We start from the raw sequence: 12,142 nt of genomic DNA, 5'->3' as shown, positions 1-12,142 counted from the left end.
TGCGAGTATACCCAGTTAGCGGCAAGTGCTGTATAGCTTATAACCAGCTTGCCTGGCTGCTGCTATATCCTCGGGGGCTACCCACTGTGGTACCGGTTAAATCCAGGGTCTGGGAAATCCAGGGGAATAGCCACCAAAAGCAGGCCATAATGATGAGGGCAATTATCAACACTACCTGCAAGAATTTCAGCCACTTCGGGCCGGGCAGTAGATCCCAGATTAGCCCGCACATGCGTTGCCTCCTTCTGCCAGTTCTTTGGGGATGCCGCTATCTCTTGGCACCCAGTGATTGAAAGTTAGATGCACGATATAACGCTCCCAGTTGCCATACTCCGGGTTGCAGGTGGTCATAGTCATTAGTCGTTCGCTGGGCTGCTCCCCCGGTTTTTCTGGCACCGGTAAAATCACATCCGATTGGGTGGGCAGCACAATCTTGTGGTCTCTGACCTTATAGATCAGCCACTCGTTTGCAGTCTCCATCACCACGGTGTCCCCGGGTTTTAACACGTCGATGCGGCGGAAGTTAGAACCAAAGGAACGGCGGTGGGCCGCAACCGAGAAGTTTCCGATTTGTCCGGGAAGCGCGGTCGTTTCATAGTGTCCGGCAGCCCCGGTATTCAAAATGGTTTGCGTGGTACCTTCTTTAACTGGAATCACCATATAGTTCCATTTCGGAACATGCAGTGCCCCTAGGGTTTCATTTTCCTGTTTGATTCCCCCGCTGGGCGGAGCGCTGGTGCGTTCATCTTTAGAAATACGATTGGGACAGGATTTATTGGCTTGCTGGAACGAGGTCAAAGCTTTCTGATTATAACTGGCAACCTGCCAGTCGGTGACAAAAACGTCCCAGAACGCGAAGAGCCCGGCCAGCAACCCCACGATTATTAACAGCTCTCCGAAAGCTGCTATGGGGTCAAAACGGTGCCGACGGTTATTGGTCGCTGACCGCGTTTGCTTGGTTTTCCTACTCATATTCTTCCGAGTTCGCTTACTGTGGGTTCGGGACGCGATGTCCTGGTATCATCCTAGACTTAATTTACCGGAAAACGGATCTAACTAGGTCTACAGCGCCAATAACACTAGAATGAACCTAGCTAGTAAAACCCTACTTTTGGAGGTCACCTCGTGCCGGAGTCTCGTAAGCGTAAAGGCGCTAAGCCCCACCGCGAACAACAGCCAGAGGAGTTAAACAAGTCTTGGGCTGCTGATATGAAGCCTTCCCCCAGCTGGTGGGCACCGCTTTCGGTAGCGTTAATGCTGGTTGGCCTGCTACTTGTAGTTATTTACTACATTTCTTCGGGTTCCTACCCCATCCCCAATGCCGGTAACTGGAACCTAGCTTTGGGTCTAGGCGTAGCTTTCGGAGGCTTTTTAATGCTACTGCGTTGGAAGTAGCGTTTTATTCGATTTTTTCTAGGAGGGCGTGCACGTCCTCCTATCTTGCGACTACCTGTATCCCCGTAATCACTACCCGATAGCGCTGTACATAGCAAAATGATTATCGGTTTTACCGAAATATTTTTGTTTATGTATTTACATTCGTGACTTATTCCTTTATTCTTGTTTATTGTAAGGACAAAGGAATGGGAGCTTAGTTACTCCCCTGCAGAGAACAGAGTTGTTTTATGTTGAAATTTGGATTACTGGGTGCCGGACGAATCGGGCACGTTCACGCAAAAACCCTAGCGGCCAACCCAGATGCTTCTCTTGAAGTAGTTTTTGATATCCGCCAAGAAGCGGCTGACGAACTCGCTAAACAATACGGGGGACGCGGAGTAACCGACGAAAAAGAAATTTGGGATAACCCCGATATTGATGCCGTGATCATCGGTTCTCCCACGCCGCTGCACGTTCCTCATATCATCGCCGCTGCTAAATCTGGTAAAGCTGCACTGTGTGAAAAGCCCGTTGCCATGGAAACCGCGAAAGTTGAAGAACTACGCGAGGCGCTCAAGGGACTAGACCCCACGGTGATGCTGGGTTTCAACCGCCGTTTTGATCCCTCCTTCGCGAGGGTAAAAGAGCTGATGGATAAGGGCGAGATCGGTGAAATTGAACAGGTAACCATTATTTCACGCGATCCGGCGGCTCCTCCTGCGGACTACATTAAAGTTTCCGGGGGAATCTTCAAAGATATGACCATCCATGATTTCGATATGGCGCGTTTCTTGCTGGGGGACATTGACACCGTCACTACCATCCCACAGAACCTAGATCCAGAAATTGCAGCTTGCAACGACTATGACGCCGCAGTGATTGTACTAACTGCCAAGTCGGGAGCAGTAGCCACCATTATCAATAATCGTCATTGCGCTACTGGCTATGATCAGCGTCTAGAGGTAACCGGCCGTGATGGGCAACTAAATGCCGACAATCAGCGTCCCACCACGGTGTCACTTTCTAAGGACAACTATTCTTTGTCCCGCGAACCGTACCTGGATTTCTTCCTAACTCGCTACGCCGACGCCTATGCGGCTGAGTTAAACCAGTTCATTTCGCTAGTTAAGGAAGGCGGCAAGCCTACCCCTTCGATCGAGGATGGGGCTCAAGCGCTGTTACTAGCAGAGGCCGCTGAAAAGTCAGCTCGCGAACAACGCCCGGTCAAAGTAGGCCAATAGGTTACCGAGCGGACATCCAATAAAGATTACAGAGAACGCGCCATTAACCAGGGCGTCCTATCAGACAGCAATAAAAGTAGATAAAGAAGTAAACAGGTTGAACAAACCCTATTTACCTGTATAAATACCAATGGAGGATAATATGAAGATTGCGGGAGCTCCTATTTCTTGGGGTGTATGTGAAGTACCAGGTTGGGGATACCAGATGACCCCTGAGCGGGTGCTGACCGAGATGAAGGAAATCGGTTTAACCGCGACTGAGTTCGGCCCGCAGGGTTGGTTGCCGATTGAGGCCGCCGCTCGCGCCGAAGAAGTTAGCAAGTACGATTTGAAGCCGGTGGGGGCTTTCTTCCTGGCGATTATGCACGACCCCGAGATTGACCCGATTCCGGCAGTAAAGAAAGAGCTTGAAGCCTTTAAAGTTGCCGGTGGCGAGTACCTGATTCTGGCTGCTGATTCCGGCCGTGACGGTTATGATGACCGTCCGGTACTTGATGATGAAGGATGGAAGACTCTGTTCGGAAACTTGGATCGGATCAGCGATGTCTGCGCTGAAGCCGGGGTGAAAGCCTGCGTGCATCCTCACTGGGGAACCATGATTCAAAATGACAGCGAGATCCGCAAAATGCTGGATGAATCCAAGGTAGCCCTGTGCCTGGATACCGGACATATGATTTGTGGCGGCTGTGATCCAGTGGCAATCGTTAAGGAATACCCCTCTCGCACCGTGATCGTCCACGCCAAAGACGTACACAAGGAAATGACCGACAAGTTGCTGCCTGGTGAAATCACCTGGTCGCAAGGAGTTAAGGCCGGCATGTTTGCCCCCATCGGAGAGGGCGACATTGATTTCGGTACCATTGTGTCCGAACTGGACAAAGCCGGGTTTGACGGCTACTACGTGCTGGAACAAGACATCATGATTGATGAGGAACCTCCGGCTGGTGGCGGCCCGAAAGCCAATGCACAGAAGTCTTTGCAGGCGCTGCAAAAACTGGCTGGTTAGAGAGCTAACTACTAGGAGCTGGGGTAATCCCAATCTCAGGATTACCCCAGCCCCTAGCGCCGAACTTAAATAGTAAATGGTTGGGGGTCGCCTACCAGCGACCCCCAACCATTTACTTTTAAGCCTATGCGCCTGGCATTATGCCTAAACTGTATTCTTTTATTTCTAGCTGGCTATTCCAACGGCTTCCGTATCTATTAGCGACTCTTCCAAGTTAACGATCCGGCTCATAGAGCACAGATAGGAGATCTATCGCAGGAACCGAGAGCAGCTAGCTAAAACGAGCTGACGTTTAGCGTGTCTCTTTGTGCGAAGTCGACTTACGGCAACGCGGGCAGTACTTCATCAGCTCCAGACGATCCGGATTATTCCGGCGGTTCTTCTTGGTGATGTAGTTACGCTCTTTGCATTCACTGCACGCCAGAGTGATCTTAGGACGTACGTCGGACGACTTGCTGGCCATTCTTATTTACCTCTATGTCTCGGGCCGCCCGATTAGCGGCATTACCTATTTTCAACCGAAATTGAAAAGTAGCGAGGGCGGGGTTCGAACCCGCGACCTCACGATTATGAGTCGTGCGCTCTCACCAACTGAGCTACCCCGCCGCTTGAGGATCTGTGAAAACAAACCCTAGAGCCCCGACAGGGATTTGAACCCTGGACCTTCTCCTTACCATGGAGACGCTCTGCCTACTGAGCTATCGGGGCAACAGTAAACGTAGCTGCTGGTTAAACAGATTTTACTCCGTCCTGCCAGTTAGCAGTCTACCTGTTTGCCGCCAAGTCCGAAAACTTAGCATCGTGGCGGGTGAGGGATTCGAACCCCCGAAGGCTACGCCGGCTGATTTACAGTCAGATCCCTTTGGCCGCTTGGGTAACCCGCCTCGTGCACTCAGGCACCCCAAAAGACTATCAAACGGAGTTAGGCATACAAAAACTCTAGGAAGGAAAGTTACCGACTTCACCGAATTTTGATTATTTACGGGGTTCCCGTCGCGCCAGATCTTCTGCACGCCTGCTTACCGAAGCTTGCGTTAAAGCTGCCGCCACCGTTGGAATTGCTAAAAATAAGGCTGATAGTAACACGAAGGATCCGGAATCGTTCAGTAGAGCCCCCAGCAGAGCGGTGGTGATGACTCCTATAAAGATTTCCTTAACTCCTGGCACCAGCAAGAGCGTCGAGGTTTTTGTGGTGGATGTCCCTCTGGAACCAAAGTTAAAAATAGTCTTGTGCTTTTTCTTTGCGATTACCACATAAGCAACCAGCGCCGCTGCCAACAGTACTAAAACTAGTCCACCTGGCCCTCCGAATGAATCGATCATAGCCCGCGCTTTGCGCTCCACAATTACCCCACCTTGCCTGCGGTAAACTTCGTATAGGAAACGCCCAAAATGAGTACTATAGGTGGGGGTAACTAAATCAACAATTGCGAATATAGTTGACGATACCGCAGCTACCAGGGTAAGCACTACGATCTTCCAGGGTCGAACTGCTCTTCCCAGAACCAGGTTCACAGTTACTCCCACCCCGATAATCATTGCCAAAGGTCCGCCCACATCGGCACCCAGATAGGGCATACCATCGATGATTACCACTATAGCTAGTGCAAAAAAAGCGTAGGCGAAGTAGCGATTAGTTCTTTCGGGATGCTTTTTTACAGCTGGAGCTAACAGTAGTGATTCCAGGATGATGGTGGCGGTAAACAAGAAAGCATACTTATTGTTATTAACCCCGTAAAAGCGTACCGACCTGGTAGCGGGCGCAGAAAATACCGCGGACACTTGATCGGGGGAACCGGACAGTACACTTCCTAGAATCCACAATATAAAAACGCTTGCGCACAAGATGGCAGGCATTGCCGCTTGATATCGGGGATAACGTTTACCTAGCAGCATCCCCAGCAGTTGACACAACAATGCCAATAACGCAGAGATTATTCCAGAAACTAAGATAAATTCCGTATTAAGCAGCGCGTGAGACATTTCTAGCTGATTGCTAGTTAGATTGCCCCCCGCAGCGCCATACCAACTGGGAGGAAGCAGCAAAGCTATCACACTCGCCGGGCCTAGCAGAGGCACAAACAGTAGTCCCCAAGTAACCAGATTTAATGCGCGCACACTAAGCGATGAGTATGGGTGACGTAGGCGGCGAACAAAATAGGCAAGGGCAAGGAAAAAGCAGAGTGCACAAAAAAGATAGAAAGGCATTTGTACCAGCCCTACCTGCTCTGCGCGCAGGGATTGGTTACGTAACCAGTTCAGGTTGGTTGATCCGTCCTCGCTACTTTGAATGAGCAATTTACCGCCCGCCAGCTGCTCTGAGAGCTCAGACCCCGTGGTCGCTAAGATTTCCCGGGAAAAGTCCGCGGTAGAAACCAGTCCCTGCTGACGAATTCCGGTAGAGCGCAAAAATCCTGGCTTCGCAGAAGCAGATTTCCAAAAAGCCATACCCAAATGGGGATCAGCCGAGTGATCCGCCACATCTAAGCCGAAAACAACAGTGTTTGCATCTGTGGCTGCTAAGGCTGACTGTAAACTGTTTTTCACTTGCCCCAGTCGCGGTTTCGAAGTTAAATCTTTATCCGGAAACCAAGTACTGGGTGCCGATATGCTGGCTGGCTGCTCCAAGGCGTCTTGATTAGATGAAGTTGACCCTACATCTACTATCGTGACTTCGTATTGCTTTAACGCGGTTCTTATCTGGGCGGCTAGGTGTTCCCCAGTAGATCTCTCCCGATAGTTGGCAATTTTCCCGGAAGAATCCATGGCGGCCAACCCGGCTCCAGGCCCAATGGCAACTACTTTGTTATTTCCTTTTTCCAGGCTCTCCCCTAACAACCCTAATGAAGAGCGACCGTGTTGGTTTTGAGCATCTTTTTTCCACGAGTTTAATTCCGCTACCGGGAATTGGCCCGACCTTGGAATCGGAACTGACGGACAGCCATCGGCAGTGCGACTATTGAGAGCAGTTATGCGTCTACCAGCTGAAAGGGTGAGATACCCATCGAGGGGACAAGTATTTTTCGCCACGCCTTGGCGAGTAAGATTCCCCACTCCAGCTTGCGAAATCGTCTTCATCAACTGCCGATTTTCTTCCTGATCAGGGTCGATATCTGACCAGGAAAGACCGGAGGAAATAAGGACGAGGACGCGGGGATGCTCGCGCGCCTGTGCGGGCAGGGGTATAAGTAGCGCTAACGCTAAAGCAGAAATCAAAATAGCAATAGCGTGCCGCGACCTGCGAGAGCAGCGTTTGTTCACGTCCCTAGCATATCTAGGTTTTGTTTCTTATAAGGCTCGCGCACGTCCTCGTCGTAAAAAAAATGGGATTCGCCCCTTGAAAGCGAGAATTTTTCGAGGGCGCAGGAGAGGCAAAAGAGATACCTACCACAGACCTCCCGCAGGATTTTGCATAATTATTCGTTACATTGCATACTTTCTACAGGCCTACTGATTGGAGATATCATGAAACGCAAACTTGCGGCGCTCGCCGCCATTTCCCTCACCTCGCTCGGATTAGCGGCTTGCAGCTCCGGTAGTGAGGCAACCGACCCCACAGACGATCCGGGCGAAAAAGGCTTTGACATATCATCTATTAAAGCCGATCCCGCGGTAGAAAAACTGGTGCCTGCAGACATCAAGAAGGCCGGAGTTCTCAAGAACGGGGCTTCGGTAGACTATGCCCCCGCCGAATACATGAAGGCCGACAATAAAACCCCTACCGGCTACGATGTCGACATGGTCAAGGCCATAGCCAAAGTGATGGGGCTAAAAGACGGCACCACCACTCACGGCGAATTCGACTCCCTGATTCCGCAAATTGGAACCAAGTATGACATCGGAGTTTCCGGTTTCAGCATCACCAAGGAGCGGGAAGCCGAGACCCAGATGGTTTCCTATGCCGAACTAGGCTTCTCTTACGGAGTAGCTAAAGACAATCCCAAGAAGTTCGATCCGAAGAATCCTTGCGGCAAAACCGTTGGGGTACAGACCGGCACTGCCCAGCAGGACACTATTAAAGAGATTTCCAAACAGTGTGAGGCGGACGGAAAACCTGCGGTCACTGTAAAAGAACACAAAATGCAGACTGAGATTGTCCCCAAGGTTACCGGAGGTCAATATGACGCGGTGCTTGCGGACTCGCCAGTCGTAGGATACGCAGTCAAGATGAGCGGCGGCGAACTGGAAATTGTTGGTAAAGCTTTCGAGACCGCCCAGCATGGCGTTGTGGTTAATAAAGATAACGAGCAACTGGCGAAAGCGGTACAGGCAGCTCTACAAAAACTAATGGATGACGGAACTTTGGAGAAAATCTTCGCTCTATATGGTGCTGATAGCTTCATTCTCGAAAAAGCCGAGATTAATCCGAAAGTTTCCGAGTAACCTACCAGGACATAACCTTTAAATATGAATAGCCAAAAACTGAAAGATGGCGCCATGCTGACCAGGCCGCGCCCGGTATTTTCACCGGGCCGCCTGGTTAGCGCGGTTGTAGTGCTGATTCTGGCCGCCATGCTGGTGCATGGCCTGGTCAGTAATGAAAAGTTCCGTTGGGACCAAGTCGCCACATATATCTTCCACCCCACAGTGCTGCGCGGCATCATGTGGACACTGATACTGACCGTAGTTTCCATGCTTATCGGGGTGATCCTCGCGGTAACTATGGCGATTATGCGCCAATCCCCTAACCCGATCATGAAAGGGGTTTCCTGGACTTATATTTGGTTCTTCCGCGGAACCCCTATCTATACGCAGCTATTATTTTGGGGAATGCTGCCCACCCTCTATTCCACCCTGTCTTTGGGGGTTCCCTTCGGGCCAGAGTTGCTGACTTTTGATACCAACACGGTAATCAGTCCAGCGGTAGCAGCAATTTTAGGGTTAGGACTTAACGAGGGCGCATATTTGGCAGAAATCGTACGTTCCGGTCTGAATGCGGTAGATTCTGGGCAAGAAGAAGCCGCCCGCGCCCTAGGAATGCGGCGCAGTCAGATTCTGCGGCGGATTATCCTGCCCCAAGCCATGCGGGTAATCATTCCGCCTACTGGCAACGAAACCATTTCCATGCTGAAGACCACTTCCCTGGTCTTGGCAGTGCCGTTTACTTTGGAGATTACTTTCGCCACCCAAACCATTGGGCAGCGCCTATTCTTGCCGATCCCCTTACTGCTGGTGGCAGCTATCTGGTATTTGACGATTACTTCGATTTTGATGGTGATTCAAAGCCATATCGAAAGTTACTTCGGTCGGGGTTTCGACGAACGTACCGGTGGAGATAAGAAATCCGCTGGATCCCGTAAAATGCGCGCCATGGCCGAATCCGGCACCACCAAAGACGATCCTTTCTTGGAGTACACCCCATGACCTCACAAACAGATAATCAACCCCTGATGGTGGATATGCAGCACGTCCATAAGTTTTTTGGAGATCTCCACGTACTGCGGGATGTAAGTTTGCAGGTAGCTACCGGTGAAGTGTGCGTCCTGCTGGGCCCCTCGGGCTCAGGCAAATCTACCCTCCTGCGCTGCGTAAACGAGCTGGAACAGGTGTCTGGAGGACGGGTTTACCTCAACGGAGAACTATTGGGGATGGAAGAGGGCGCGCCCTCGAAAAATCCTTTCCGCGCGTATTTGGATCGCCGTCGCGGTTCGCTTACCGAGCAGGGAACCGTGCTGCGCCGCTTGACCGATCAGGAAATCGCGCGCCAGCGCTCCCAAGTAGGTATGGTGTTTCAGCGTTTCAACCTGTTCCCCCATAAGACGGCACTGGAAAACGTGATGGAAGCGCCTACCCAGGTGAAAGGAATCGACAAAGAGAAGGCGCAAGCTCAGGCGTTGGAGCTGTTGGAGCGGGTGGGGCTGGCAGATCGCGCAGACCATTACCCGGCGCAGCTATCAGGTGGGCAGCAGCAGCGAGTCGCGATTGCCCGCGCCCTCGCCATGGAGCCTGAGCTGATGCTGTTTGACGAACCCACTTCCGCCCTCGACCCCGAGCTAGTGGGGGAAGTCTTGTCGGTCATGCAGGATTTGGCACGCGGGGGCATGACCATGATCGTGGTTACCCATGAGATTGGTTTTGCCCGGGAAGTCGCCGACCACGTCGTGTTCATGGACGAAGGTAAAATCTTGGAGCAAGGGACTCCTGACCAGGTAATCAACCACCCCCAGAACCCCCGAACCCAAGACTTCTTCTCCAAGGTGCTGTAGAGTCGAGAACGCTCCTAGCTAGCGCGCTTTCTAGCTTAGAAATGCTAGACTCATAAATCTTTACTACCAGTATCTATATTCCATACTTATGGAATTGGCGGTATTTCACTGGTGGAATTGGCGCTGTTTCATTGGTGGAATTGGCGAAATTGGGTGAGTGCAAACCAACCCTTGAACGCGCGGTTATGCAAACCGCAGACAAAGATGAGGGAGGGAGCGAAGGCAGTTTCGTCTATGTAGGCGCGGAGGGGAGATTTTATCCTAGCGGGCGTAAAAGGGGCGCGGGGATTAGGTTTTATCCGAGCAGGCTAGGCGGGCGAAATAGGGGCGCGGCCGGCAAAAGATACGAGAGGGGCTTGACCTGCGAAGCAGGTCACGGGGTCCCCGGAGTGCTTTTGCCGAGCCAGCCCCTAAACGCTAGAACGGAACGTTTAGGCATCAATGTCACCTTTGGTGAACTGCGCGTTGTAGAGGCGGGCGTATGCGCCCTCGGCGGCCAGCAACTCCTCATGCGTACCGAACTCGACAATATCGCCATGCTCCATCACGAATATCACGTCACTGTCACGGATAGTAGACAGACGATGGGCAATCACGAACGAGGTGCGCCCCGCAGTAGCTTTGGCTACTGCTCGCTGAATCAGCTGTTCCGTGCGAGTATCGACCGAGGAGGTAGCCTCATCGAGAATCAACAAGGGCTTATTCGCAAGCATGGCACGAGCAATAGTCACCAGTTGCCGTTGTCCGCTAGAGAGGGCAGAATCTTCCCGAATCTCGCTATCGAGACCGTGAGGGAGCTGCGCAACCAAGTCACTGAGCCCTACTGCTTTAATCACCTGCTCCAGGCGTTCCTCGGATACGTCCTGTCGGGAATAAACCAGGTTTTCCCGCAAGGTTCCTTGGAACATCCAGCTGTCTTGCAGCACCATAGCGAATTGTGAATCCACGTCCTCGCGCCGCATTGCTGAAAGCGGGGTTCCGTCCAAGAGGATTTCCCCACTTTCTAGTTCATAAAAGCGCATTAACAGGTTTACCAGGGTGGTTTTTCCAGCTCCAGTCGGCCCTACTATCGCGACGTTTTGTCCCGGCTGCACCAACGCCGAAAATCCGTGAATGATTTCTTTGCCCGCTTCATAGGAGAAGCGGATATCCCGGAACTCGATCTCACCTCGGGTTACTTGGCCGGTCAGCGCCGGTTTTTCGGATTCGTCCGGTAGCTCGTCCTCTTCCAGGATTTCAAAAACGCGCCCTCCGGCAGCGGCTGCTGACTGGAAGGAAGCCGCGGCAGAAGCTAGGTTCGATAGTGGCTGGGTGAAAACCCGGATATAGAGCATGAATGCGGCGATTACTCCGATGGTTACATAGCCTTTCACCACCAGGACTGCACCCAGTACGCATACCACCACGTAACCGAGGTTTCCCACAAATCCCATGATCGGCATCATTAACTGGGAGAGGAAATCTGCGCGCCAAGTCGCATTAAATAGTCGCTGGTTACGACGGTTAAACTCGTCACTGGTGGCGGACCCCGCATTATAGATATTGATGATCCCTTGCCCGGATAGAGATTCTTCAACATGCCCGTTTAGGCTACCCAGGTAGGACTGCCGGCGAATAAAAAACCGCTGCGAGAACACCATAAGCACCGCGTTGAGGACGAACCCTAAAAGTGTTACCCCCATACCGGCGATCGCCATCCGCCACTCGGTGTAGAGCATCATAAAAGCGGCTCCCACCAGGGTGACTACGCCGGTAATGATAGTGGTGATTGCCGAATGTAGGGTTTGCACCAGGGTGTCGATATCGTTGGTTACCCGGCTCATAGTGTCGCCGTGGCTAGTTTTGTCAAAGAAAGACAGCGGGAGGCGATCGATTTTCCGGTCAATAGCGGAGCGCATCCGTTGCCCAGTGCGTTGGGTAACCATCACCATAATCAGCGATTGCCCCACGTTAAAACAGAACCCGAAGGTAAGAACGAGGGTAGCCATCCGCAACAGCGCAAAGATTTTGTCCATATCGATACTGCTACGCAATCCGGCAGCAATCTCGTCGGTTATCAACCCTAGGAACATCGGCGTGACCGCAGTCAAAAACGATCCGGCGATTGCCAAAACTACCGCAACCAGGATAGCTATCCGGTAACGCCCCAAGAACTGAGCAAGACCGCGCACCGATTGGGCGAACTGTCCCTTTTTGGCTTTTTCGTAGACGTTCCCGCCGTGGCGTCCTCCCGCGCGCGCTGGCGACATTTTTTCGGCGATTGGTTCAAGACCGCGCCGTGCCGACTCGACTCGTCGGTCCCAGCTGCTCAT

At 52.0% G+C, this 12,142-nt stretch carries 11 protein-coding genes and 3 tRNA genes; 6 read left to right on the top strand and 8 right to left on the bottom strand.

Going from position 1 to position 12,142, the window contains the following annotated elements; translation table 11 throughout:
- Positions 1-37: 37 nt before the first annotated feature.
- On the bottom strand, positions 38-232 hold the full coding sequence (locus E6072_RS01525; protein ID WP_316693281.1) for a hypothetical protein: 195 nt from the start codon (positions 230-232) through the stop codon (positions 38-40).
- Complete coding sequence (locus E6072_RS01520) at positions 220-972, bottom strand: class E sortase (RefSeq protein WP_316693280.1); 753 nt, start codon at positions 970-972, stop codon at positions 220-222. The genes E6072_RS01525 and E6072_RS01520 overlap by 13 nt, the downstream gene beginning before the upstream one ends.
- A gap of 153 nt (positions 973-1,125) precedes the next feature.
- On the opposite strand from E6072_RS01520, the gene E6072_RS01515 reads away from it, so the two are divergent.
- The 3 genes from E6072_RS01515 to E6072_RS01505 all read left to right on the top strand — a co-directional run bounded on the left by E6072_RS01515 (position 1,126) and on the right by E6072_RS01505 (position 3,624).
- Complete coding sequence (locus E6072_RS01515; RefSeq protein ID WP_316693279.1) at positions 1,126-1,395, top strand: cell division protein CrgA; 270 nt, start codon at positions 1,126-1,128, stop codon at positions 1,393-1,395.
- Between the two features lie 230 nt (positions 1,396-1,625).
- Positions 1,626-2,618 (top strand): inositol 2-dehydrogenase, encoded by a 993-nt coding sequence (iolG, locus tag E6072_RS01510; RefSeq protein ID WP_316693278.1) that lies wholly within the window; start codon positions 1,626-1,628, stop codon positions 2,616-2,618.
- A gap of 142 nt (positions 2,619-2,760) precedes the next feature.
- The gene (locus tag E6072_RS01505; RefSeq protein ID WP_316693277.1) at positions 2,761-3,624 is read left to right on the top strand and encodes a sugar phosphate isomerase/epimerase; all 864 of its coding nucleotides are present in this window, start codon (positions 2,761-2,763) and stop codon (positions 3,622-3,624) included.
- 292 nt (positions 3,625-3,916) lie between these two features.
- Here the strand turns inward: E6072_RS01505 and rpmG are convergent, their stop codons facing one another.
- From rpmG to E6072_RS01480, 5 genes are all read right to left on the bottom strand, one after another.
- Entirely contained in the window at positions 3,917-4,087 is a 171-nt protein-coding gene (rpmG, locus tag E6072_RS01500; RefSeq protein WP_024059865.1) for a 50S ribosomal protein L33, read from the bottom strand.
- Positions 4,088-4,156: 69 nt separating this feature from the next.
- A tRNA-Met gene (locus tag E6072_RS01495) sits at positions 4,157-4,230 on the bottom strand.
- A 29-nt stretch (positions 4,231-4,259) separates the two neighbouring features.
- A tRNA-Thr gene (locus tag E6072_RS01490) sits at positions 4,260-4,332 on the bottom strand.
- A 94-nt stretch (positions 4,333-4,426) separates the two neighbouring features.
- Positions 4,427-4,508, bottom strand: a tRNA-Tyr gene (locus E6072_RS01485).
- A 91-nt stretch (positions 4,509-4,599) separates the two neighbouring features.
- A complete protein-coding gene (locus E6072_RS01480; protein ID WP_316693276.1) occupies positions 4,600-6,885 on the bottom strand; it encodes a hypothetical protein in 2,286 nt (761 codons plus the stop codon).
- Between the two features lie 204 nt (positions 6,886-7,089).
- Between E6072_RS01480 and E6072_RS01475 the strand changes: the two genes are divergently transcribed.
- Genes E6072_RS01475 through E6072_RS01465 form a run of 3 tightly spaced genes read left to right on the top strand, consistent with a single transcriptional unit; the run spans position 7,090 to position 9,830 of the window.
- The gene (locus E6072_RS01475; protein ID WP_316693275.1) at positions 7,090-8,007 is read left to right on the top strand and encodes an ABC transporter substrate-binding protein; all 918 of its coding nucleotides are present in this window, start codon (positions 7,090-7,092) and stop codon (positions 8,005-8,007) included.
- A 24-nt stretch (positions 8,008-8,031) separates the two neighbouring features.
- Positions 8,032-8,988: an amino acid ABC transporter permease gene (locus tag E6072_RS01470; protein ID WP_316693273.1), complete on the top strand. Its 957-nt coding sequence runs from the start codon at positions 8,032-8,034 to the stop codon at positions 8,986-8,988.
- A complete protein-coding gene (locus E6072_RS01465; protein ID WP_316693271.1) occupies positions 8,985-9,830 on the top strand; it encodes an amino acid ABC transporter ATP-binding protein in 846 nt (281 codons plus the stop codon). Before E6072_RS01470 ends, E6072_RS01465 begins: the two co-directional genes overlap by 4 nt.
- A 431-nt stretch (positions 9,831-10,261) precedes the next feature.
- Here the strand turns inward: E6072_RS01465 and E6072_RS01460 are convergent, their stop codons facing one another.
- Positions 10,262-12,142, bottom strand: coding sequence for an ABC transporter ATP-binding protein (locus E6072_RS01460; protein WP_316693270.1), 1,881 nt, complete (start codon positions 12,140-12,142; stop codon positions 10,262-10,264).

The sequence above is a fragment of the Varibaculum cambriense genome, from assembly GCF_032557235.1.
In the GTDB taxonomy this organism is placed as follows: domain Bacteria; phylum Actinomycetota; class Actinomycetes; order Actinomycetales; family Actinomycetaceae; genus Varibaculum; species Varibaculum cambriense_C.
Note: the sequence above shows the minus strand (reverse complement) of the source record. Positions and strands in the feature narration are given on the sequence as shown.